We start from the raw sequence: 23,569 nt of genomic DNA, 5'->3' as shown, positions 1-23,569 counted from the left end.
CTCCTAATTCATCTACAATATGCCTATTCTAAACCTGAAATAACGAGAAGCTCAAAAAATATGACGCCTGAACTGATGACTACCCTTTTTCTAACTGCCCTCTTCCTTAACCTTGGAATTGAGGTGTTCCTAAATATCAAAAACCAATTCCATATTGGCCTGCATCGCCATCAAGTGCCGGAAGAATTTGCACAATCCATCTCTTTAGAAGCGCACCAAAAAGCAGCAGACTACTCAAGAGACAAACTGCGACTCGCCCGCTACGCCCTCTTTTTTGATGCTGCGATATTAGTCTTAATGACCCTTAGCGGCGGTTTCCAAGAGATCTATAATTTCTGGCGACAAACAACACTTGCCCCCATTTGGCAAGATATCGGCTTTATTATCTCCTCGTTGTGGTTCCTTTCACTCCTACAGCTGCCCTTCTCGATTATTTCCACTTTTAAAATTGAAGAGACCTATGGCTTTAACAAAATGACGCCCATGAAAATGGTCAGCGACCTACTGAAAAGTTGGGCGCTCATGCTGGTGCTAGGCGTTCCGCTGCTGTGGGTGATTCTAACCTTGATGAATGCCTATTTTGACAGCGGCTGGTGGTTTTATACTTGGCTCGTATGGATGGCCTTTAACCTATTTATCCTTTGGGCCTACCCAAAATGGATCGCACCTCTCTTCAATAAATTCACGCCATTAGAAGAGGGGGAAATGAAGCAGCGTATTGAAAAGCTTCTGCAACGCACTGGCTTCAAATCCAATGGTATTTATGTGATGGATGGCTCTTCGAGATCAGGTCATGGGAATGCCTACTTTACCGGTATGGGCAAAAATAAGCGCATTGTCTTCTATGACACACTGCTTGAAAGCCTAACGCCTGAAGAGGTGGAAGCTGTGCTCGCACACGAACTTGGCCACTTTAAACATGGCCATATCCGCAAACAGTTGCTGCTTTCTGCAATTATTAGTTTAATTGGTTTTTATCTCTTAAACTGGTTGGCCCATCAGCCCGCTTTTTTTGAAGGCTTGGGCATGACGACAGAGACCCCAGCCGCCGCACTGCTGCTCTTTATGACTGCAGTCCCTGTACTTTTCTTCTTTTTAGCCCCGTTTTTTGCTATTAAAAGCCGCCAAAATGAATTCGAAGCGGATGCTTTTGCTGCCAAACATGCCAGTGCCGATGCTTTAACTTCAGCATTGCTCAAAATGTATCGAGACAATGCCAGTACGCTGACACCTGATCCTTGGTACTCAGCTTGGCATGACAGCCATCCGCCCGCTAAAATTCGTATTGACCATTTAAAATCGATGACACAAGACGCAGAAAAAGAAGCGCAAAAAGGAGCTAAGGATAATGATTGATTTACTCTCTGCAAAATGTGAACCTATCAACCCTAAAGATAAACCCTTAATTATCCCCACCATTGAGAGCTATATGAGTGTGCTTAAGGGTTGGGAAGTACCTTTAAACTATCAGTCTCTTGAAAAAACTTTTCAATTTAAAAACTATTATCAAACCGTCGCTTTTGTCAATGCAATCACCTGGGTGGCACATAAAGAGGATCACCACCCTGAAATCTGCTTTGGCTACAATCAATGCAAAGTCACTCTGACAACTCACGACATCAAGGGGCTCTCAATGAATGACCTCATTATGGCCGCTAAAATTGATACACTGCTTGAGGCATAATTTTGGGCAAACGCAAACTCTCTAAACAGCAGCAAGCGCGTGTTCAGTCGCATCGCATTGCCACCGATCGCACACTGGATGCCTCCCAACTCCAACCGGGACTGGTCATCACCAACTTCGGTAAGCGGGTACTCGTAGAGGACCGGGATGGACAGCTTCACAACTGTGCCGTTCGCCAACATCTAGGCAAGCTGGTGGCGGGTGATGAGGTATTTTGGCAGCCCGATATTGAACCGAATACCGGCGTAGTGGTTAAACTCCAACCTAGACGACATGAATTGAGCCGTCCCGGTTTTCGTGGGCAAACACGCATGGTGGCCGCCAATATCGACCAAATCGGCATTGTTACCCCTGTGGAGCCCGGCGTCCATCCGGATATGATTGACCGTTACTTAGTCGCGGCACATCAACTCGACTTGCCTGCCTTTATTATTCTGAATAAGATTGATCTGCTGCAATCTGAAGCTGACTGGGAAGCGGTGGCCGAATTACTGCTGCCTTATGATGAATTAGAAATCCCTATCTTTCCAGTGTCCACGCTGACTGGCGAAGGCATGCCTTCTCTTGCTGAGGCCATGAAACAAAAAAACAGCGTCTTTGTCGGCCTTTCCGGCGCAGGCAAATCTTCTTTAATCCAAGCCTTGATTCCAGATATTGAAGTTAAAATCAATGAGTTGTCTGAAAAGTCAGGACTGGGCAAACACACCACCACCCACAGCATTCTCTACCACCTACCTGAAGGGGGCAATCTCATTGATACCCCAGGTGTGCGTGAATTCACCCCCCACCCTTGCAGTTTAGAAGCCTTGGAACAGGCCTATCCGGACTTTCATCCTTTTTTAAGACAATGCAAGTTTCATAACTGCACGCATACTGTGGAACCGGGATGTGCCATTCGCCAAGCAGTAGAAAATGGAGAAATTGCAGAAAGCCGCTACCGCAGTTTCCAAAGACTGCGCCAAGCTTTTGCTGACGCCCCCTAAGCCTTAGGTCTGCCCTGAGGTATACCAAATCGAAACACCATAGACAATTCCCATCGAGCCAAAGATCAACAACATCCAGAACAGCAAGATATAAAGAAAAGGGCGTGGTTTATTCATCACCCGCAACACCAACCAACTCACGGCTGAGGCGACCAAAACTAAAATCCATAATCTAATAAAAATCATTTATTACTTCCTCTAAATATTCAATATAATGTATCAGTATATTCCTATATAATGAATGAGTTATAAAATTTCGGAGACCTTTAAAAGTCTCAAACCCTTAGAAAGGAGGATATCATGGCAGATAAAGCCGGTGAGTTTAGTTGGCTAAAGGGCGGATTATTTTTAGGAATACTTGCTGCTTTAGCCGTTATTTTAGTCAAACCGATTGGGGTTTCAACTCAGTTCGTCGTCACCGACACCATCATTTGGAAAGCCTTGGATCCAGATATCGTTCAAGAAAAAGTGGTCGATGGCAAAAAAGTACTGACCAGCCCCAATGGCTATATTAATAAAGCCCGTGCAAGCTATGCTCGCAGTGCAGAAAATCCTATCAATTATAGCTATGTCTTTGTGCTGTCTATGATTATTGGTGCCTTAATCGCCTCCATCACTGGCGGCCCTCGTACCAGCAAAGAAGACAAGATCGTCCCCGAAGCTTTTCGCCGTAAATATGGCTATAAGCCCGCATTACGTTTTGCTTTTGCCTTTATCGGCGGCGTGTTAGCCCTCTATGGTGCGCGCCTCGCCGGCGGTTGTACTTCTGGCCATATGATTAGCGGTATGTTACAAACTGCTGTCAGCGGTTACATTTTTGCCATTGGTGTCTTTGCTGCTGCCATTCCCACAGCCATTTTTCTTTATGGCACTTCTAATAAAAAGGATCAAGGAGAATAATCATGGAAATTATCTTAGCCATTCTTTTAGGTGGGAGCTTTGGATATGTATTACAACGCATCGGCGCCACCAACCCGACTCGCATTATTGATATGCTCACACTGACCGATCTCAAACTGGCCAAAGAAATTTTACTTGCCATTGGCGTCGCCACCATTATCGTCTTTCTTTACAATGCCATTTTCCCAGGTCAAGCCCATTTTAGCGTCAAAGCTGCCTATTTAGGCGTGTTTGTCGGCGGTCTGATTTTTGGACTCGGTTTTGCCATAGGTGGACTTTGTCCAGGGACTTCTGTGGCCGCCATGGGTGAAGGTCGAAAAGACGCCATCGTGTATGTCCTTGGCGGGTTAGTCGGCGCATACCTGTTTGCACTCAGCTTTGACAGTCTCAAAGACACCATCTTATATAAGATGGCTATTTTAGGCGGGAAAACCACCCTTGCTGCTGGCGTGACACGTCATGGAAACGAGTACCATCATCTGGTCACTTTCTTACCTGGAACGGTCACTGCGTTAATCATAGGATTACTCTTTATCTATCTAGCCAAAAAGCTACCAGAGCGGCTACGATAAGGTATTAAATCCTTTTAAAGGAAATTATGATAATTAAAGCTTTGCATTGTCATAATTTCTTCATAAAATAAACGACCATGTAAGTATTACTTCATCATCTATGCTTGATCTTGATCGGCAAATTGAGTGTAATCTTACCTAGGTCGATGAAAAATTGATTTACTTTTTTTAAACGTGCTAGGAGAGTACAAAATGAAAAAACTACTAATTGCAATGTCTGCAACTGCTTTAATTTCTTTCGGTTCTGCTGCGAATGCAGGAGATGCCGCTGCTGGCCAAGCAACCTACTCATCTACTTGTGTTGGATGTCATGGGGCAAATGGTGAAGGTGGTGTTGGTCCTAAGCTTGCGGGACAACCTGCTGCGGATATCGCTCAAAAGCTTCACGATTACAAAGCAGGTAAACAAGTTGGGCCTATGACCTCTATGATGGCTCCAATGGCTGCGGGTCTATCTGACGCAGACATTGAAAACATCGCAGCTTATGTTGCGACACTTAACTAATCGATTATTATCGCATTCAGTGTAAGAGAAAACCGCCTGCTGGCGGTTTTTTTATTGACCTGATTAAATTTTTAAGATTTAATGTAACAGTTGATTAAGAGGATAACCCTATGAAAAAATTACTCCTTATTGCCCTTGCCAGCAGCGTGCTTTCGGCGCCCGTCGTTGCTTCAGAAACACCTGCCAAACTAAATTTATGTATCGGCTGCCATGGACAAGATGGTAACAGCCTAGTCCCTACCTACCCTAAACTGGCTGGACAACACGCCCAATATCTAGAAAAACAGCTGAAAGATTTCCGCAGTGGCTTACGGCCTGATCCAGTCATGCGTAGCTTCTCAAAAGGTCTAAGCGATCAGGAAATTCATGATTTAGCCATTTATTTTAGCCAACAAAAGGCTCAATAAAGTCAAAGCGGCGAGCAACAGATAGTTACCTAGCGCAACTCTTTATTAAAAGCATGCTTATAACGGCTTACGCCCTGCAAAGGCTTGTGAAAGGGTGCCGCTGTCAACATATTCCAGTTCGCCGCCCATCGGTATCCCTTGGGCCAAACGGGTGACGGTCAACTGTAATCGTTGCGCCATTTGATGAATATAGTGTGCGGTCACTTCCCCCTCTACCGTTGGATTCGTCGCCAGTATGAGCTCTTCTATCGCCTCATCGGCGGATGCTTGTTGTAGGCGGTGCTCTAATTTATCCAGTCCTAGTGCCTCAGGACCAATACCGTCGATGGGCGATAGATGTCCCATTAACACAAAGTATTGTCCCTGATAGCTTCCTGACTGTTCAATGGCTAAAATATCGGCTGGGCTTTCCACAATACAGAGCTGACCATTCTGACGCTTAGGGTTTTGGCAAATCGTACACAGTGGCGCTTCAGAAAAGGTCCGACACTGTTCACAATGACCGACCTGCTTCATCGCCTGCTCTAAGGCTTGCGCCAGTTGCAAGCCTGCTGTACGATTACGCTCAAGCAGCGCATAGCTGATCCGTTGAGCAGACTTTGGGCCAATCCCAGGTAAGGCAGAAAATGCCTCAATTAACTGTTGAACTAAAGGACTCTGTTCCATTGAAGACAACTTAAAATGGCAGCTTCATTCCACCAGGTAGATTCAATCCTTCTCCAAGTCCACCCATTTTTTCAGCCGAAACTTCTTCCACCTTGCGCACTGCACTGTTAACAGCCGCCGCTATCAAATCTTCTAGCATCTCTTTATCATCCATTAAGCTGTCATCAATCTCGACTTTTACCAGCTCATGTTTACCGGTCATGGTCACCTTGACCAGACCGCCGCCCGCTTCACCGGTCACTTCCATTTTGGCAATCTCATCTTGGGCCGCTTTTAAATTTTTCTGCATCTCTTGGGCTTGCTTCATTAAATTGCCCAATCCACCTTTTCCACCAAACATACTGTCTCCTTTATTTTGCTTGTATCGAACTTTCAATCACTTTTGCCGCAAACAGCTGTTGAAACTGCTGCACAAAAGGGTCCTGTAAAAAAGCTTGTTTTGCTGCTTCTTGCTTATTTTGCTGCTGTTGCGCCTGCCATTGGGCGGGAGTGAGTCCTACATCTCCCGTTTTCGCTTCACAAAAAATAATTTGAAAAGCCTCTCCATAAGTTTGCATCAAATACGCATTTAACCCTTCTTCTAACCGTGCTTGGGCGAGTTCCGTTTTCGCTTCAGACTGCTGCACAGACAAAAAGAGCTGTTTCTGCTCAAGATCCAGTTTGAGCAACAAACTTTGACGCGCCAATTCCGCTGCCATGCCCTCCAATTGCGCGCGCTCAATTAAGGAGAGCCATTGTTGAACTGGTTGGGGTGACAGGGTTTGACACAACGCATCTACGCTATCCGGCATTGGCGCTGAAAAAGGGGCCGCTTCAGGAGATGCTACACGCGCTTTTTCAACGGTTTCAAAAGACTTTCCCACAGGTTGTGCAGCCACCTCTCTACGCTCATCTGCAGGTTCTGCCTGTTGAGGCGCTCTGTTTTGTCTGGAAGAGTGCGGCTCAGCCGCTTCTTCTTTATCTTTCTGTTTTGCTTTTATCGCCTGCAATTGCTGCATGGCCGCCATTCCCGGTAAATCTGCAACGTCTGCTTCGACCGTTGCGCCCGAATGGGAATCCTCTGCCTTTGGTTGCGTAGGCGTCTTTGTCACCTTGACCGCAGGACTGGGAATTTTGGCATTTTCGACAGAAATAGTTTGCTGTATTGGGTTTGTTGAATATTCCGGCAGTTCAAAAGCCACCATGCGTAACATCGCCATTTCAAAGCCAATCCGCGCATCCGGCGCCCATTTTAAGTCTTGCCGCGCCAAGAGTGCCATTTGATAAAGCATCTGAACATTTTGCGGCGGTAACTGTTGCGCAAAGGATTGAAGACTCTGCGATGAATTTTCAGATGTGCTGTGCCCTAAAACTTGAATGCGGCTAATTTCATACAACGCTTCAATCAGCTCTGCCAAAAGTTGTTCATAATTCACCCCGCGCAGACTTAAATCCACCATTAAATCACTGACCTGCTGCGCATCACGCGCAACGAACACCTGTAAAATCTGATGGAGCGTATCTTGACTTACCAAACCCAGCATCGCCTGAACGGCTTCACGCTTCACTGTACCCCCACCATAGGCAATGGCCTGATCCAAAAGACTTAAACTGTCTCGAATGGAGCCATCGGCACTTTTGGCAATCATGGCCAATGCGGGCGCTTCAAAGGGAATCTGCTCTTGCTGTAGAACATTGGCTAAATGTTGCTGAATCTGCGGCACGGTCAGACGCATTAAATTAAACTGCAAACAACGGGAAAGTACCGTGACTGGCAACTTATGCGGATCGGTGGTGGCCAATAGAAATTTCACATGCTCGGGGGGCTCTTCCAATGTTTTCAGCAAGGCATTAAAGCTGCTTTTGGAGAGCATATGTACTTCATCAATCAGATAGACTTTATAGCGCCCTTGCGTCGGGGCATACTGCACATTGTCCAAAATTTCACGCGTGTCCTCGACCTTGGTGCGCGAAGCAGCATCCACCTCGATTAAGTCGACAAACCGCCCTTCATCAATAGAGCGACAGGTACGACATTCCCCACATGGATGAGAACTGACCCCTTGTTCACAATTTAAAGCTTTGGCAAATATCCGTGCAATGGTGGTTTTCCCCACGCCGCGAGTGCCGGTAAACAGATAGGCATGGTGCAAACGATTCTGATCCAATGCATTTGCTAAAGCCTGCATCACATGGGTCTGTCCGACCAATTCAGAGAAATTTTTAGGTCGCCACTTTCTGGCCAGTGCAATATAGCTCACGCCGGATACCACAGATTGATTAAAGAGTCCTTATTGTAACGGATTTTAGCAAACGATAGGGGAAGGAAATGGGCTGTATAAAATAGGAAAAGGAGGCAGCTCTACCCGCCTGACCTTGGCGCACGAATCAGCTGGTACCGTTGCTTCCTTCCGGACCTGGCGGGGTTCCCAGCCTATCGTCGCAAGGGGACGGATAGCGCTACCAAATGGCATTATAGAGGAATCCCTAGTGCAAGTCTAGAGATAAGCCATCAATCCAATAAAAAGATGTGGCAAAAGTTTTAGGCAACTTGCCCAATTTTAAATTTTCTCTAAGCAGGACAAGCGATCAAGGCAAAAGGGATTTTAAGCAGATCCATGATAGGGGGGTAAATCAATCCTAAAGGAAAAAGAATGCTCACAATGATCAGAAACCATTTTTGATAGGACTCTAACCAATTCCAACGCTCTATGACCTTCTCTTTCCAAAGCATCTCACCCTTCCTTTTGGACTTTTGGATCACGGAATTTACGCTCACTTGGGTCGATTACTGCAGCATTTCCAACGCTTCTTCAATAGCTTCCACCATGCGATCAATGTCTTGTCGATTATTATAGAGACCAAGAGATGCGCGAACGGTTGCAGGCACATTGAAATGCTGCATGACCGGCATGGCGCAGTGGTGACTGGCTCGCACCGCAATGCCATCTTGATCCATCAGTGTGGCCAAATCGTGCGGGTGCGCGCCTTCAATCACAAAAGAGATGACCCCCCCTTTCTGCTCAGCTTCACCGATGATGCGTAACCCTTCGATCGCACTTAATTTTTGAGTGGCATAATCCAGTAAGGCCTGTTCATAAACGGCAATACGTTCTCGTCCGACTTGATTCATAAACTCCATAGCCGCCGCTAAGCCAATCGCGCCCGCAATATTTGGCGTACCCGCTTCAAACTTGTAGGGCAAAACATTGTATTCGGTCTTATCAAACGTGACGGAATAGATCATATCTCCACCCCCTTGATAAGGCGGCATAGACTCTAAAATCGCTTCTTTAGCATAAAGTACACCAATACCGGTCGGCCCATACATTTTGTGCCCGGAAAAGGCAAAAAAGTCGCAGTCCATCTGCTGCACATCAATCGGCATATGCGGCACAGATTGCGCGCCATCGACCAAAATTTTGGCGCCAAATTGATGAGCCACTTCCGCCATCTCTTTCACTGGATTAATCGTCCCTAGTGCATTAGACATATGCACTACTGAGACCAGTTTGGTACGAGGCGTCATCATCCCTTTCATCGCTTCAATGCACACTTCTCCTCGATCATTCATTGGCAGCACCTTGAGGTGAATACCAAACTGATCACGCAAAAGCTGCCAAGGCACAATATTAGAGTGGTGCTCCATTTCCGTAATCAACACCTCATCACCCGCTTCAAGAAACGTTCTGGCCCATGAGAAAGCAACGAGATTAATCGCTTCGGTCGTCCCACGCACAAAGACGATCTCTTTTGTCGAGCTTGCATTAATAAATTGGCGTGCAGTCTCCCGAGCCCCTTCATAAAGCGTGGTGGCACGTTCACTGAGCCCGTAAACGCCGCGGTGCACATTGGCATTTTGCTCGGTGTAGTAACGCGTAATGGCATCAATCACCGATAGCGGTTTTTGTGAGGTAGCGCCGCTATCTAAGTAGACCAGTGGCTGACCATTTTCCGTTTGCTGTAGAATAGGAAACTGTTCACGCCAAGACTCAAATTCTGCTTCCAACTCTAATGTTTGAGGATCCATTGTCTGCTGCAAATCTGCTCCCGCCATTAACCTAACCCATCCAATGTTTGTAACTTTTGCTGGATCGCATTTTGAGCCAACTGTTTCATCTCTAGCGCCTGAACATCTTCCAGAGGCTCCATGGCAAAGGCTTGGGTAATTAAGGCTATCGCCTCTGGGCGTTTAATGCCACGCGCTTGCAGATAAAAGATCTGATCCTTATCCATCTGCCCCGTTGCGGAACCATGCGAACACTTCACATCATCCTCATAGATTTCCAATTTAGGCTTGGCATCCATTTTCGCCGCATTGGATAAAATTAAATTTTTATTGTCCATCTGGCCGTCGGTTTTCATCGCCCCTCGATCTACATAAATCATGCCATCAAAGACACCAGTCGATTCGCCTGCCAACACATATTTATGCAACTGACGACTTAAACCGTGGGAACTGCCATGAATGGTATCGGTACGGCTGTCCATGAGCTGCTGACCACTGGCAATGCAGGCGCTGTTTTGAATGGTCTCTGCTGAAGTCTCCGCCATTAATAGATGGTTTTGGTGACGAGACAGCGCCGCGCCTGTGGCGACATAATGGGTTCTAAAATGACTCTGTTTTGCTTGGGCAATATATTGCGTTTCAAAGTAATAGTGGCTTTCAGGTAACTGCTGCAAAATCAACTGATGCGCGTGTGCATTTTCGCCTATTTCAATTTCACTGACCACATTGGTCCAAACCGATTGCGCCTCAGCTAAAGCGACCGTCTCTTGCATCCACTGCACTTCAGCGCCATGCCCTACACGCAGTTGATGGTGGAGTTGAACACTGCTCTCCGCTTGGGTTTGCACATGCAAAATGAAAATAGGCAAATCCACTTGGGTATTGGGCGCCACCTCTAGCTGCACCCCCGATTGAGCCAACAACAGATTCAATGCGGAAAAAGGTTCCGCCAAAAAGTCCTCTGCATCTGCCAGCCAATCCTGCTCCGGCGACGCCGTCGGTGACATTAATTTGAAGGTAACCCCTTCTGGCAAGTCATCCGATAAGGTGTCGGCAAACTGCCCATCGACAAACACCAAACTATAGACAGAAAAATCCGGTAAAAAAGGTTCAATATCATTAATCGACAGCGTGATTTTGGCCATTGGCAATGCAAAGGTCTGCTGCAAAAATTGGGTTAAACGGGTGTATTTCCAGTCTTCCCATTTTTGCGTCGGAAAACCTAAAGCTGCAAACCGCGCTTTTGCCTTCTGGTATAAAGCGGTCTGTTTGTCCAGTAAAGGATTGACCGCTTCACTCATCTGCAACACGCGCTCAACCGCCGCTTGTGCCACCGGACTCATTTTGACCGGCTGCACGTCACCTTTCAATAAATTACTGTGCTTGGTGCTGCTGGATAATGTCGTCATAGCCCTTCTCCTCCAACTCGTGCACCAATTCAAAGCCGCCTGTTTTCACAATGCGGCCATCATAAAATACATGGACAACATCCGGTTTAATGTAATCGAGTAGTCGCTGATAGTGCGTCACCACAATAAAACCGCGCTCATCACTGCGCATGCTGTTGACCCCATTGGCCACCACTTTCAAAGCATCAATGTCCAAGCCCGAATCGGTTTCATCCAAAATCGCCAATTTCGGTTCTAACAGCGCCATCTGCAAAATATCATTGCGTTTTTTCTCACCACCAGAGAAGCCGACATTGACCGAACGATCCAACAGATCTTTCGGCATATTGAGCATCTCAATCTTCTCTTGCGCATAGGCATCAAAATCAAACATATCCAAAGGCGGTAATCCACGCTCTTCTCGCACAGCATTCACCGCTGTTTGCATAAATAGCTTATTGCTAACACCCGGAATCTCCACGGGATATTGGAACGCTAAAAACAGCCCTTTACGTGCGCGTTCTTCAGGATCCAGTTCCAATAAATCTTCACCTTCTAAACAAGCACACCCTTTTGTGACCTCATACTCTGGACGCCCGGCTAACACATTGGCAAAGGTGCTTTTCCCTGCGCCATTAGGCCCCATAATGGCGTGCACCTCTCCTTTTTTAACTTCAAGGTTCAGCCCTTTTAAAATCTCTTTATCATCCACCTGTGCATGTAGATCTTTCACTTCTAATAACATTTTTGCTTCCTCTTATCCCACTGAGCCTTCAAGGCTGATGGCTAATAGTTCTTCTGCTTCTTGCGCAAACTCTAATGGCAACTCTTTAAACACCTCTTTACAGTAACCATTCACAATCATAGAAATCGCATCTTGCTCACTGATACCGCGTTGCTGCATGTAAAAAAGCTGATCTTCTCCAATCCGAGAAGTGGTCGCTTCGTGTTCAATTTGAGCACTGGGATTCTCCACCTCAATATAAGGGAAAGTATGGGCACCACACTGGTTGCCAATCAACATTGAATCACATTGGGTAAAGTTGCGCGCCCCTTCTGCAGTGGGCAAAATTTTGACCAAACCACGATAACTGTTGTCACTTTTACCGGCAGAGAGCCCTTTAGAAATAATGGTGCTCTTGGTATTTTTGCCGATATGAATCATTTTGGTTCCCGTATCTGCCTGCTGGCGACGATTGGTCAAAGCCACCGAGTAAAACTCTCCAATGGAGTTATCCCCTTTCAATATGCAACTCGGATATTTCCACGTAATCGCCGAACCCGTCTCCGCTTGCGTCCAAGAAAGCTTGGCATTGCGCCCTTCACATATACCGCGCTTGGTCACAAAATTCAAAATCCCACCTTCACACTCTTCGTCGCCAGGATACCAATTTTGCACGGTGGAATATTTCACTTCCGCATCTTCATGCACAATCACTTCTACCACCGCCGCATGCAGCTGGTAGCTGTCACGCACCGGTGCAGAACAGCCTTCCAGATAGCTCACATAACTGCCTTTATCTGCAATCAAAATGGTACGTTCAAACTGCCCAGTTTTGGCTTCATTAATCCGGAAATAGGTGGAAAGCTCAATCGGACAGCGCACGCCTTCGGGAATGTAAACAAAGGTGCCATCTGAAGCGACTGCTGAATTTAAAGCGGCAAAAAAGTTATCATGATAGGGAACAACCGTCCCTAAATACTTTTTCACCAACTCGGGATACTTTTGCACCGCTTCTGAGAAAGAGCAGAAAATAATCCCCAGCTTCTCTAGATTCTCTCGTTTCGTCGTCGAAACTGAGACAGAATCAAAAATCGCATCTACGGCAATGTCCGCTTTCTCTGCCGTTTCATTCCCCTTAACCGGCACACCCAGTTCAGCAAAGGCTTTGGCGACCGCTTCATCCATCTCAGTCACTTCTTTTTCTGCTTCCTCATCCACAGAACAAGCAGCACAGGTCGGCGCCGAATAATAGCTGTAGTCTTGGTAATCAAGAGGCTCATACACCGCTTTAGCCCAATGCGGTTCTTCCAGTGTCTGCCAATGACGAAAAGCCTTCAAGCGGAAATCCAACATCCAATCCGGCTCATTCTTTTTCGCCGAAATGGCTCGAATCACGTCTTCATTAATGCCTTTTTCAAAGGTTTCCACCTCTGTTTGCGTATAAAAGCCCTCTTTATAGCCACTTTTTTTGCTTAATAAATCCGTAATTTCTTCATATTGCGGAGTCTCTGACATCGCGTTTCTCTGCCTTCTATTAATTTCCGACTATTTTAGTAGGTTTTTCAGCGCTTGTCTACCAAGCGCACTGAATTTGACTCACCTTGGGCAATAGCCGCCTGTAACAGCGACTGCAAAAGGTCTCCATCTAAATTAAGGCCTTCAATAATCAGGTGACCCATTTCGGGCGCATTTTCTGGAAGCTCACTGGCATAGGTATCCCAGCGGTTGATCGTCCCTTCAATTGCCACCGGATTAACATACTCTTGGGTCATCACACTGCCTTTCACGCGCCACAAATCCATCTGTAAATTTTGTCGACTGCTGTCCAAAACAAATAGCAGATGTTCCAGGCTGACTTTAGGCAACTGAAAATGGAACGAGTGAAAAGTGGACAATGGCGGTAAAGGTTGCCGCAAAGAGGACGGAGCGCACTGTAATAACGCCTCAATCCCTTGATGCGGGAATTTAAACGTTTGAGAAAAACATTGAACGCTGGGCAGCACTGTTTGCTGCGTTAATGACCATTGTCTAAACCACTGACGCCATTGACTCTGGACAGTTAGCTCACTGGACTCGGCAAACATCCACACCACCGCATCACAATGGCCTAGCAGCTGCTCAAGATATGCCAAAGCTTTTTGCTGTTGCGCATCTGTTGCTTCTATAAAACTGCGACTATCAATCACCAGCCAATTTAAATCATAACGGCCTTCTAAAGGCGTTCCAGAAGCGAGTGCTGAAAATTCTGGCACCGAAATATCAATTTTCTGTTCAAAATCCCCAGTCCTGCGGTCAATATAGGCTTGCAAAGCCTGTTTTAGACGTTTTTTACCTGCCCCAGGCAAACCTAGAAGTTGGATAGTCACCGTTTGTGAAACCATTTTAAAACGCTTTCAGTCATCAGATTGCTTGAACCCATGCTTATTGTAGGCACCCTTTAAAATCGTGAGCGATCTGACGTAAAAATTGATCATAAGGCAGATGCTGACTGTTTAAAGGATCCACCCCGACCACCTTAACATTTAACCCTTCTGTCACAGCACGCAACTGGCGTTGCGGAAATTGTGGCTCTGTAATAACACACTTCACCCCTTTTTGCTGAATCAATTTACGTATTTTCAGTACTCGGCGTATGCTCGGTTTCACACTGTCATTCACTTGAATGACACCGACATTATTTAAACCGTAATGACGTTCAAAATACTGGAAAGCGTCATGCAGCACAACAAAGGGAACTTTTTGCACGGGTTTTAGACGCTTAGCAACTGCTTGATCCGCCTGCTGTAACTGCATCTGCCATGCTTTAACTTTCTGCTGGGGTAAAGACCATCTCTGGGCGACCGCTTGCACAAAAGCCTGTGCATTTTGTGGTGAAAGCCAGATATGCGGATCTAAGGTTGGGTCAAGCCCTGCATGATCCTTATGACCCTGGAAGGCTTCTGGATGATGCACATGATGATGACCATGCTTGCCGCGTGTAGGATAAAAAACCACCCCCGGCACATCTTTCATCCACAACACCTGCTGACTTGACTTGTGCTGAACCGCTTTTTGCAGCCATAAATCGGCCTCTGTGCCTACCCCCAAAACTGCCTCTGCCTGCTGAATGGCCAACATTTGTGAAGGTCTTAACTGATAAGTGTGCGGTTCCTCTCCCGCTCTTAATAAGACCTTTATCTTTGTCTGCTCCGGAAAAATGGGTTTAACCATCCCTTCAATCGGGGCAATACTGGTGACGACCAGCTTCGGCAGCACATGACGCGTTTCTAAGGCTAAAACTACAGTTCCCCATTGCAGGGTGCACAAAGCGACTAAAATCTGCCATAATGTTTTCATTTTTCACCTCTATGAATTAACCGTTAATGCATACAAAGACTGATCCGTCCCACTATTTAATTCGCGCACAAAATGTCTCCCACCGTTATGGAGCGAAATGGGCATTGCGCAACATCAGTTTAGAAATAGATGCCGGCGAAATTATAACCCTTATTGGCCCTAATGGCGCGGGCAAAACAACGCTGATTAAAATTTTACTCGGACTGATCTCTCCGACTGAAGGGCGCGTCGAGCGCGCACCTTCACTGGTGGTAGGCTATATGCCACAAAAAATGAATATTGACGCCACCTTTCCCATTACTGTTCACCGTTTTTTAACGCTTGGGAAACCTCGCCATTTGCCTATAGAGGATTTTGAAGCCCATATGCAACAGATCTGCACGGAATTAAAAATCACTTCTTTTCTCTCACAACCCTTACAAAGCCTTTCTGGTGGAGAGATGCAGCGTGTGTTACTGGCCAGAGCTTTAATGCGTCAACCCAACCTTTTGGTGTTAGATGAACCCGCACAAGGCGTTGACATCTATGGTCAAAATGAACTTTATCACTATTTAACAGAAGTGCGCGACCGTTACCATTGCGCCATTATTATGGTGAGCCACGATCTTCAACTTGTAATGCGGAGCACAGATAAGGTCCTCTGTATCAACCAGCATCTATGCTGTGAAGGTCAACCTAAAACAGTAATTGAAAACCCGATCTATGCGAAAATTTTTGGCGAGGCTGCCCAAGAACTTGCCCTCTATGAGCACCATCATAATGATGCCTGTCTCCAACAAGGTGCCTCAACCTTGAAAGAATCTAAGTGTAACCCTTAATGATGACTTTCATGCAAACATTCACGACCCTGCCCAATTTTATTTGGCTCGCTTTTTTCACCGGACTTTTGATCGCATTAGCGGCTGCGCCTTTAGGGGTTTTCGTCGTCTGGCAGCGCCAATCCTATTTTGGCGCCACCATCGCGCATAGTGCCTTGCTGGGGGTTGCCATCGCCCTGCTGATGCAGTGGAATCTCACTCTCAGCGTGATCATTGTGGCCATTCTGATTGCCCTAAGCATTCATTGGCTGAATCACCATACACAACTATCAAGTGATACCTTATTAGGGATTTTGGCACATAGTGGCTTAGCGGTCGGCTTGATTTTGATCAGTTTAGCGGACACCATTCAGGTGGACGTGATGAGTTTTCTCTTTGGGGATATTTTGACCGTTTCTGAACAGGATTTAGGGCTTATCGCCCTCACCACCTTAATCGTGTTGGCATTTTTTATTAAACACTGGCAAGACCTGCTTAATATCACCCTTAATCCCAGTTTAGCCGAAGTGGAAGGGGTCGCGGTAAAGCGGGTACAACTCTACTTCACCTTATTGCTTGCGGTGTTGATCGCCCTCTCTATGAAAATTGTAGGGATTTTATTGATCACCGCACTACTGATTATCCCCGCCGCCGCGGCGCGTCCATTCAGTCGATCACCCGAGCAGATGCTCAAATTCACCCTGCTGATCAGCCTTCTCTCTCTGTTTATTGGCATGGCGAGCGCTTTTTATTGGGATCTCCCAACCGGACCAGCCATTGTCTTCGCCGCAAGCGTGCTCTTTTTGTTAACCCAATTCAAAAATCTGCGTAACTCTAAAGCTTAAATGACGCGACTCATGACATTTGGCGTTGATATTGCACAAAGTCAAAATCAAAAGCGTGACGCGCATCTTTAGGATGCGGCTGTCGACTGATCTCTTGCCATTCTGTTTGATCAAAAGACGGGAAATGCGCATCTGCATCAATTTCCGTCGCCACCTCGGTTAAATAGAGACGGTGTGCGAGGGGTAAAAACTGTCGGTAAATCTGCTCACCGCCCATAATCATCACCTCTTCTTCCGTCTGTAATGCTTGCAAAAGCGACGCCATCTCATGAAACACTTCTACCCCTGATAACTGCAGGTTCGTTTGCCGGCTTAAAATATAATTGCGCCGCCCTGGTAAAGGACGACCCCCTATTGACTCAAAGGTCTTCCGTCCCATCACCACTGGCTTACCCAGCGTTTGCTGTTTAAAATATTTAAAGTCATCCGGTAGATGCCAAGGCATGGCATTGTCTCGACCTATCGCGAGATTGCGATCAACTGCAGCAATCAGACTAATAATGGGGGCAGCCATTACACAGACACCTCCGCTTTAATATGCGGATGGCATTGATAGCCTTCAATCTCAAAGTCTTCATATTGATAATCAAAAATAGTCTCAGGCTTGCGTTTGATGTTCAATTTCGGTAATGGATAGGGCTTTCGAGCGACCTGACATTTTGCTTGCTCCAGCGTATTGTTATAGAGATGCACATCCCCACCTGTCCAGATAAACTCGCCCACTTCTAAATCTGTCTGTTGTGCCATCATATGCAATAAAAGCGCATAGGAGGCAATATTAAAAGGCACGCCTAAAAAGGTATCTGCTGAGCGTTGGTAAAGCTGACAAGAGAGTTTACCTTCGGCCACATAAAATTGAAAAAACGCATGACAAGTTGCTAAAGCCATCCGTCCTTGCTTAACATTCTCTTGCGGGCTGATCGATTCATCCGGTAGGTCGGCAGGATTCCAAGCGGAAACCATCATACGGCGACTATTGGGATTGGTTTTTAAGGTATCCACAATTTGTTGAATCTGATTAATCTGCTCCCCTTTAGGCGTCTCCCAAGCGACCCATTGCTTGCCATAAATCGGTCCAAGCTCCCCCTCTTCCGTCGCCCATTCATCCCAGATGGAAACGCCGTGCTCTTTTAGGTAACGAATATTGGTTTCCCCACGCAAAAACCACAGCAGTTCATAGATAATCGACTTTAAATGCAGTTTTTTCGTCGTGACCAAAGGAAACCCTTGTTGCAGATCAAACCGCATCTGATAGCCAAAGACAGACCTTGTCCCTGTCCCTGTACGGTCGCCTTTTTGCACGCCATTATCCATAATGTGTTGTAACAGTTCTAAATAGGGTTTCATGCGTTTTTTTCCTTGGCTGATTGATGATAAGCCCAGTAGATGAGTCCTACGCCCAACAGAATCATAGGTAAAGAAAGCACCTGACCCATGGTAAGCCATCCCCAAGCGAGGTAACCCAATTGCGGGTCTGGCATGCGGAAAAGTTCCACAAAGAAACGAAAAGCCCCATAGCAGGCTAAAAACAGTCCAGTCACAGCCCCTCTCGGACGCGGTTTTCGACTATATATAAACAGAATCAGTAAAAGCACAAGGCCTTCTAAAAATGCTTCGAACAGTTGAGTGGGGTACTTTTGCACCTCTTTTTGCAGTTGAGGATCATACACCCACATTCCCAAAGGCGAATCTGTGATTTTGCCCCAAAGCTCGCCATTTATAAAGTTTCCAATACGGCCAAAGAACAAACCCACCGGCACAATAGGCGACACAAAATCGGAGATCTCTAATAATGGCAGCTTCACCTTACGAGCAAAGAGCCACATCGCAATGGCCACTCCGATCAGCCCACCATGAAAAGACATGCCACCTTGCCAAACCGCGATCATATCTTCAGGATGCGCTAAATAATGTGAAAAATCATAAAATAAGATATAGCCCACTCTTCCCCCTAAAATGACACCCAAGGCGCCATAAAAGAGAAAGTCACTGACCATTTCACTGTTCCAATGCGGATCCGTTTTCGCCTTCCAGGTTCCATACAGCCAAAACGCCAAAAAGCCAAATAGGTACATTAAGCCATACCAATGCACCTGCAAGGGCCCTAAATCTAAGGCAATCGGGTTAATGTGTGGATAATGCCACATAGCCATCCCTTATTGTTGAATTCTAAAAGGCTATTTTAGCGGATTCTTGAAATTCAAACATAAAAAACCCAGCACACATAGTATGCTGGGTGAATAAAAAGAGAAGCGGTTAAAACTTAAACTGATGGATTAATTTCTGTAACTTTTGTGAGATGGTTTGCAGAATATGACCAGACTTTCCTGTTTTCTCGGCGCTTTTCGCGACCTCATCAGACACTTCAACAATCTGTTCAAGTTGCGTATTCACACCAGATACTAATTGATTTTGTGTCTGTGCCGCTTGCCTCATTTGCTCGTTCATTTTCCGTACCTCTTCCACCAAAGAAATAATGGGCAGTAACACCTCTTCCGTATGCAAAACGGCTTGAATACTGTGCTCTGTCTCTTCTTGGCCTTTTTCAACATCTCTAACCGTTTTTTGGGTCGCTTTGAAAATATTCTCAATAATCTTCTCAATCTGTGCGGTCGACTCTTGCGTGCGTTGCGCTAAACCACGCACCTCATCCGCCACCACTGCAAAGCCACGACCATGCTCCCCTGCTCGAGCAGCCTCAATGGCCGCATTGAGCGCCAATAAATTGGTTTGCTCAGCAATTTCCTTAATCACATTCACGACAGAACCAATGGTTTCTCCATCTTGACTCAGCTTTTCAACAGAGGCGGAGATTTCCTCCATACTACGTGACAGTTTCTTTATCTCTTCCGCTGAAGAGCGAGCAACTTGACCGCTCACCTGCAATTTTTCAACCACTTCATAGGTGGACTTTGTGGTATTACTGGCATGACCTTCCACCACTTTTGCTTGTTGCGCCATCTTTTGCATAGAGTGTTTGAGCTCTTCAGTCGCCGCCAACTGATTGGTCACCGACGCACTGGAAGATTGGGTGGCCTGCAGTAACGCATCTGATGATTGCTCTAGATGGGTGACTTGATTGCCCACCTCAGCCACCACTTGCTGCACCTTAGAGACAAATTGATTAAAGTAGTGAGCCATGGTTGCTACTTCATCCCGACCTTTTGCCTGTAAACGCTGTGTGAGATCTCCTTCCCCTTCTGCAATGTCTTTCATTGCATTCATCGCTTGCTCAATGGGTTTTACCACAGAGCGTGCAATTAATTGCGCCAAAATAATGGCCAATAAAATGCCACTTATTGAGAAGATCCATTGTAGCTCTAACCCTATATCAGCCAATTGAATGGTTTGCTGTGAGCCACGAAGGGTTTGGGTACGAATTTCACCTGCAAATTTGTCTAACGTATTTTCAGCCTGTTTAAACAGGGGCTCGACTTGTGTTTTCATTAACCAAATATCCATCCGCCATTTAGGCCCTTGATGAATTTTTTGCGCCTGTTTAAAGTTCTCACGATAGGTTTTAAAGGCCTTTTCAATTTGGGACACTCCATCTTCTTCTTCAATGGTCAGTTCTAGATCAGAATCTGCGAATCCTTTAAGTTTATTTAATGAGCGATCAAATTGTTCTAAATAAAGCTCTGTCTCCTTAGCCATTTTTTCGGTTCTAAAAGCAACATAGCCTCTCACACTACTCATGACATTAAGCCAAGTCTTCTGCATTTGAACTAATGTATCGACAATTACCGCCCGCTCCGGAGACAAGTCATTTAATTCTGAACCTATCATTAAATTAAGCTGCTGTTGAATTTGAGCAGCTGCTGGTTGCAGATTCTTAGCCACAAAAGCAAAAACTGGAAATTTTTTATTGCGATCCAGCTGCAAATCTGAAACCTGTTTAATATAAGGCAAAGCTTTATCCAATGTCTGGAGTATCTTATCAATCTGCTGAATCTGTTGCTGGATAGAGGCCGTTGGCCATTTATTTAAGCGAAACTTCAATGCGGCAAGTTTTGCCTTTACTTGCGCCATTTCAATCTGGTGCTTTTTCACTGCGACCTGATTGCCTGTCAATAAGAATAGGTTTAAGTTATTCATACTCTTTTGCAAAAGTAAATTGACATCTTGAGCACCTATAGACAACGGCTGTTCCACTTGGACAAAGTTTTTCATCTGCTTCTGTATCCGGTTTAAATCCCAAATGGAAAAGGCTGATAAAATCAAAATGACCCCCGCCACTAGACTAAACCCCAAGATAAGCTTCTGCTTGATTGATAAATAACGCATAATTCTCGCTTTCTTATATATGTTCAACTTGCGCTCTTTTTAGCAATATTGATGCCACTTATAGTTTTGCAGCAAATTAAATGCAGATGGATTTAATAACAGTATAATTCTAGATGAATCATTTTTAAAAAGGGCTCAAAAATGCCAAAATCTACAACACTTTCCACTCAAGTCGAAGGTCCCATTCCCCTGGTAGTTGACCTCCAAAAAACAGCCAAAGTCGCCCGAGACCATAAAGTCCCCATTGTGCTTTTTATCACAGCAAGTTGGTGCCATTACTGCCATCGATTAAAAGCCAATATTCTAGAACCTTTAATCAAACACACCCAAATGGAAAACTATGCCGAATTTAGAGAAGTGATCTTGGATAAGCATCACTGGCACCTCAAGGATTTTCAAGGCCATTTAACCGATATGGAAACCTTTGCAAAAAATCTAAAGGCTGAGTTTACACCGACCACGCTGTTTCTAGACCCGAGAAATGGACAAGAGATTGCGGAACGCATTGTGGGCTTAACGCTAGAAGAGTACTACCCCTTTTACCTACAGCAAGGCATTAATGACAGCTTAAAAAAACTTGGGAACCCAAAACGAATCAAAATTGATTAACGCATATGCATTAACAATGCGTGAATTTAGCAGTAAAATAAGGCGCATTGATTTGCTATCCGCCTATAGTTTAACAGGATAAAACTGCCGCCTCCTAAGCGGCTGCTGCAGGTTCGAGTCCTGCTAGGCGGACCACTATTTTCTTGATTTTAATGCCTTTTGTAACCGCTCTGCGTGTTTTTTCACTTGGTCTAACTGCTCAGAAGGGACAGGTTTACTCACCCAATATCCTTGAACATAGTCAACACCCAGTGACGACATAAGACGACAAATTGCTTCATCCTCAACAAATTCTGCAACCACCTTTGCACCCAATCGATGGGCAAAGTCCACTATGGTCTGCAATAACAGCTCAACTTTGGGATTTTTCAACACTTCTTTTACCAAAGAACCATCAAGTTTGAGATAGTCAAAGTCCAAACCGACAACTCTTTGTAAGTTTGAATAACCACTTCCAAAATCATCTATGGAAATTTCCACCCCTAAGGCTTTAAATTTATCAATAAATTTTTTAATGTTCTCATAGTCTTCTATGTTTTCGGTCTCTAATACCTCAAAAATAATCTGCAGTTTCGTGTGGGTGGCTTCCAGCTGTTGAATAATAAACGCATGCAGCTCTGTATTCAGTAGATCTTCCATCGACAAATTGATTGAGACCTTCTCTTTACGATCTTTAAAATCATAACAAGATTGCTCAATCACACGCCGGGTCACTTTATCAAAGAGAGACATACGCTTAGCAATAGGTAAAAATTGATCAGGGGGAATCATATGACCCTCTGAATCGATTAAGCGCACCAGAGCTTCAAATCCGTCAATGGTTCCCGTCTGTAAATTGAAAATAGGTTGATAGAGACAAATCACTCGATGATGATCGAGCGCTTCGCGCAGCGCTCGCGCATATTTTAAATTTTGTTTAAGCTTTTTGGTGGCCTCTTCAGCGCGCTTTTCATCATAAAATTCAATCTGATTCGAACCTTCCTTAGCGATATGTAAAGCAATATCCGCTCGACACAATAAATGCTCTGTCCCTAATGCAACACCAGCGGAAAACGTTAATAAAATGACTTCCCTTTCTACCTCAATATGAATGTTTTGAAACTGATCTAAAATCTGTTGAATAATCAGTTGCAAAGCCTCTTGCGTGCATGGCTCATAAAATAGAATAACGAACTCATCCCCGTCATTTCGATACACTTTATAAGGCAAGGTCTGAGCCAAAGCCCCTAGCTTTTGTAAGACCTTATCGCCAACATCTACGCCAAAAAAATAATTGATTTCCCATAAAGCAGTAATGTTAATCCGTGCACAAGCGCAAGGCTGATGCGCCTGAATGTCTTGCAACAGCTGATTTCGATTCGGCAACCCCGTTAATGAATTACTATAGGTTAAATAATGGAGGGTATCTTCAGCCTTCTTTTCATGTGTACAATCTAACACACACCCTTTCAGTTTTAATGCTTGACCCTCTTTACCATACTGAACCGCCACATAATTCTTGACCCAGCGGACTTGTTGTGCATCATCCAACAACCGATATTTCAATTCAAAGTGTAAAACTTTATTGGCCAACTGTTGCGAGATTTCCTCTTGCACTGGCTGACGGTCATCAGGATGAATCAAATGCATAAACTTCATCCCAAGAGCTTTTATCGACCCAAGCGAAAGCCCTAAAACGGACTTTACGTTTTGAGAAACATAATGAATCAAGCCACCATCAGTCGCTTCCCATTCAAAAAATACAATGGGACCCGAACCCATCCAATGATTGAGCCATTCCATCTCTCGGGTTTGACTAAGTGAACTAGAAGCGACCATTATTTTCCCTAAAAAAATAGAAGAAGATATACCACATTATACATAAGGATATACGCATTGACAA

At 45.3% G+C, this 23,569-nt stretch carries 26 protein-coding genes, 1 tRNA gene and 1 other RNA gene; 11 read left to right on the top strand and 17 right to left on the bottom strand.

Annotated elements, in window-relative coordinates:
• Positions 1-60 precede the first annotated feature (60 nt).
• Genes ACYQ05_RS01030 through rsgA form a run of 3 tightly spaced genes read left to right on the top strand, consistent with a single transcriptional unit; the run spans position 61 to position 2,667 of the window.
• Entirely contained in the window at positions 61-1,356 is a 1,296-nt protein-coding gene (locus ACYQ05_RS01030; protein ID WP_459817595.1) for a M48 family metallopeptidase, read from the top strand.
• Entirely contained in the window at positions 1,349-1,684 is a 336-nt protein-coding gene (locus tag ACYQ05_RS01025) for a 4a-hydroxytetrahydrobiopterin dehydratase (protein ID WP_459817594.1), read from the top strand. Before ACYQ05_RS01030 ends, ACYQ05_RS01025 begins: the two co-directional genes overlap by 8 nt.
• A gap of 2 nt (positions 1,685-1,686) precedes the next feature.
• Positions 1,687-2,667 carry a ribosome small subunit-dependent GTPase A gene (rsgA, locus tag ACYQ05_RS01020; RefSeq protein ID WP_459817593.1) on the top strand — a complete coding sequence of 327 codons (981 nt, stop codon included), beginning with the start codon at positions 1,687-1,689 and terminating at the stop codon, positions 2,665-2,667.
• 3 nt (positions 2,668-2,670) lie between these two features.
• Here the strand turns inward: rsgA and ACYQ05_RS01015 are convergent, their stop codons facing one another.
• Positions 2,671-2,853 carry a hypothetical protein gene (locus ACYQ05_RS01015; protein ID WP_459817592.1) on the bottom strand — a complete coding sequence of 61 codons (183 nt, stop codon included), beginning with the start codon at positions 2,851-2,853 and terminating at the stop codon, positions 2,671-2,673.
• 114 nt (positions 2,854-2,967) lie between these two features.
• Here ACYQ05_RS01015 and ACYQ05_RS01010 point away from each other — a divergent pair, with 114 nt between their 5' ends.
• From ACYQ05_RS01010 to ACYQ05_RS00995, 4 genes are all read left to right on the top strand, one after another.
• Positions 2,968-3,567 carry a YeeE/YedE thiosulfate transporter family protein gene (locus ACYQ05_RS01010; RefSeq protein ID WP_459817591.1) on the top strand — a complete coding sequence of 200 codons (600 nt, stop codon included), beginning with the start codon at positions 2,968-2,970 and terminating at the stop codon, positions 3,565-3,567.
• A gap of 2 nt (positions 3,568-3,569) precedes the next feature.
• Positions 3,570-4,139 carry a DUF6691 family protein gene (locus ACYQ05_RS01005; protein ID WP_459817590.1) on the top strand — a complete coding sequence of 190 codons (570 nt, stop codon included), beginning with the start codon at positions 3,570-3,572 and terminating at the stop codon, positions 4,137-4,139.
• Between the two features lie 192 nt (positions 4,140-4,331).
• Positions 4,332-4,643 (top strand): c-type cytochrome, encoded by a 312-nt coding sequence (locus tag ACYQ05_RS01000; RefSeq protein ID WP_459817589.1) that lies wholly within the window; start codon positions 4,332-4,334, stop codon positions 4,641-4,643.
• A gap of 110 nt (positions 4,644-4,753) precedes the next feature.
• Positions 4,754-5,050, top strand: a complete 297-nt coding sequence (locus ACYQ05_RS00995) for a c-type cytochrome (protein ID WP_459817588.1) — start codon at positions 4,754-4,756, stop codon at positions 5,048-5,050.
• Between the two features lie 57 nt (positions 5,051-5,107).
• On the opposite strand, the gene recR is transcribed toward ACYQ05_RS00995, so the two are convergent.
• The 11 genes from recR to ACYQ05_RS00940 form a co-directional block, all read right to left on the bottom strand.
• Positions 5,108-5,716, bottom strand: a complete 609-nt coding sequence (gene recR, locus ACYQ05_RS00990) for a recombination mediator RecR (RefSeq protein WP_459817587.1) — start codon at positions 5,714-5,716, stop codon at positions 5,108-5,110.
• Positions 5,717-5,726: 10 nt separating this feature from the next.
• Positions 5,727-6,056 (bottom strand): YbaB/EbfC family nucleoid-associated protein, encoded by a 330-nt coding sequence (locus ACYQ05_RS00985; RefSeq protein ID WP_459817586.1) that lies wholly within the window; start codon positions 6,054-6,056, stop codon positions 5,727-5,729.
• Positions 6,057-6,066: 10 nt separating this feature from the next.
• Entirely contained in the window at positions 6,067-7,956 is a 1,890-nt protein-coding gene (gene dnaX, locus ACYQ05_RS00980; RefSeq protein ID WP_459817585.1) for a DNA polymerase III subunit gamma/tau, read from the bottom strand.
• 99 nt (positions 7,957-8,055) lie between these two features.
• An RNA gene (gene ffs, locus ACYQ05_RS00975) (signal recognition particle sRNA small type) lies at positions 8,056-8,152 on the bottom strand.
• Positions 8,153-8,267: 115 nt separating this feature from the next.
• The gene (locus ACYQ05_RS00970) at positions 8,268-8,429 is read right to left on the bottom strand and encodes a hypothetical protein (protein WP_459817584.1); all 162 of its coding nucleotides are present in this window, start codon (positions 8,427-8,429) and stop codon (positions 8,268-8,270) included.
• Between the two features lie 54 nt (positions 8,430-8,483).
• Complete coding sequence (locus ACYQ05_RS00965) at positions 8,484-9,725, bottom strand: aminotransferase class V-fold PLP-dependent enzyme (RefSeq protein ID WP_459819020.1); 1,242 nt, start codon at positions 9,723-9,725, stop codon at positions 8,484-8,486.
• A gap of 26 nt (positions 9,726-9,751) precedes the next feature.
• On the bottom strand, positions 9,752-11,113 hold the full coding sequence (sufD, locus tag ACYQ05_RS00960) for a Fe-S cluster assembly protein SufD (protein ID WP_459817583.1): 1,362 nt from the start codon (positions 11,111-11,113) through the stop codon (positions 9,752-9,754).
• Positions 11,079-11,837 carry a Fe-S cluster assembly ATPase SufC gene (gene sufC / locus ACYQ05_RS00955; RefSeq protein WP_459817582.1) on the bottom strand — a complete coding sequence of 253 codons (759 nt, stop codon included), beginning with the start codon at positions 11,835-11,837 and terminating at the stop codon, positions 11,079-11,081. The genes sufD and sufC overlap by 35 nt, the downstream gene beginning before the upstream one ends.
• A gap of 12 nt (positions 11,838-11,849) precedes the next feature.
• Entirely contained in the window at positions 11,850-13,331 is a 1,482-nt protein-coding gene (gene sufB / locus ACYQ05_RS00950) for a Fe-S cluster assembly protein SufB (RefSeq protein ID WP_459817581.1), read from the bottom strand.
• A 47-nt stretch (positions 13,332-13,378) separates the two neighbouring features.
• On the bottom strand, positions 13,379-14,197 hold the full coding sequence (locus ACYQ05_RS00945) for a hypothetical protein (RefSeq protein WP_459817580.1): 819 nt from the start codon (positions 14,195-14,197) through the stop codon (positions 13,379-13,381).
• Positions 14,198-14,237: 40 nt separating this feature from the next.
• Positions 14,238-15,152, bottom strand: a complete 915-nt coding sequence (locus ACYQ05_RS00940) for a zinc ABC transporter substrate-binding protein (protein ID WP_459817579.1) — start codon at positions 15,150-15,152, stop codon at positions 14,238-14,240.
• A gap of 26 nt (positions 15,153-15,178) precedes the next feature.
• Between ACYQ05_RS00940 and ACYQ05_RS00935 the strand changes: the two genes are divergently transcribed.
• Both ACYQ05_RS00935 and ACYQ05_RS00930 read left to right on the top strand, forming a co-directional pair.
• Entirely contained in the window at positions 15,179-15,970 is a 792-nt protein-coding gene (locus tag ACYQ05_RS00935) for a metal ABC transporter ATP-binding protein (protein WP_459817578.1), read from the top strand.
• 11 nt (positions 15,971-15,981) lie between these two features.
• Positions 15,982-16,794, top strand: a complete 813-nt coding sequence (locus ACYQ05_RS00930; protein ID WP_459817577.1) for a metal ABC transporter permease — start codon at positions 15,982-15,984, stop codon at positions 16,792-16,794.
• 10 nt (positions 16,795-16,804) lie between these two features.
• Here ACYQ05_RS00930 and ACYQ05_RS00925 read toward each other — a convergent pair whose 3' ends face one another.
• The 4 genes from ACYQ05_RS00925 to ACYQ05_RS00910 all read right to left on the bottom strand — a co-directional run bounded on the left by ACYQ05_RS00925 (position 16,805) and on the right by ACYQ05_RS00910 (position 21,078).
• The gene (locus ACYQ05_RS00925) at positions 16,805-17,308 is read right to left on the bottom strand and encodes a dihydrofolate reductase (RefSeq protein ID WP_459817576.1); all 504 of its coding nucleotides are present in this window, start codon (positions 17,306-17,308) and stop codon (positions 16,805-16,807) included.
• On the bottom strand, positions 17,308-18,141 hold the full coding sequence (locus ACYQ05_RS00920; protein ID WP_459817575.1) for a thymidylate synthase: 834 nt from the start codon (positions 18,139-18,141) through the stop codon (positions 17,308-17,310). Before ACYQ05_RS00920 ends, ACYQ05_RS00925 begins: the two co-directional genes overlap by 1 nt.
• Positions 18,138-18,941: a prolipoprotein diacylglyceryl transferase gene (gene lgt, locus ACYQ05_RS00915; RefSeq protein ID WP_459817574.1), complete on the bottom strand. Its 804-nt coding sequence runs from the start codon at positions 18,939-18,941 to the stop codon at positions 18,138-18,140. The genes ACYQ05_RS00920 and lgt overlap by 4 nt, the downstream gene beginning before the upstream one ends.
• Positions 18,942-19,050: 109 nt before the next feature.
• Complete coding sequence (locus ACYQ05_RS00910) at positions 19,051-21,078, bottom strand: methyl-accepting chemotaxis protein (protein ID WP_459817573.1); 2,028 nt, start codon at positions 21,076-21,078, stop codon at positions 19,051-19,053.
• A 141-nt stretch (positions 21,079-21,219) separates the two neighbouring features.
• Here ACYQ05_RS00910 and ACYQ05_RS00905 point away from each other — a divergent pair, with 141 nt between their 5' ends.
• Positions 21,220-21,687, top strand: a complete 468-nt coding sequence (locus ACYQ05_RS00905) for a thioredoxin family protein (RefSeq protein ID WP_459817572.1) — start codon at positions 21,220-21,222, stop codon at positions 21,685-21,687.
• A 59-nt stretch (positions 21,688-21,746) separates the two neighbouring features.
• Positions 21,747-21,822: transfer RNA gene (locus ACYQ05_RS00900), tRNA-Arg, on the top strand.
• Here ACYQ05_RS00900 and ACYQ05_RS00895 read toward each other — a convergent pair.
• Positions 21,823-23,505, bottom strand: a complete 1,683-nt coding sequence (locus ACYQ05_RS00895; protein ID WP_459817571.1) for a putative bifunctional diguanylate cyclase/phosphodiesterase — start codon at positions 23,503-23,505, stop codon at positions 21,823-21,825.
• Positions 23,506-23,569 lie beyond the last annotated feature (64 nt).

Source organism: Galenea microaerophila (assembly GCF_054657255.1).
The sequence above is the reverse complement of the archived record's forward strand: the minus strand, read 5'-3'. Positions and strand labels throughout refer to the sequence as shown.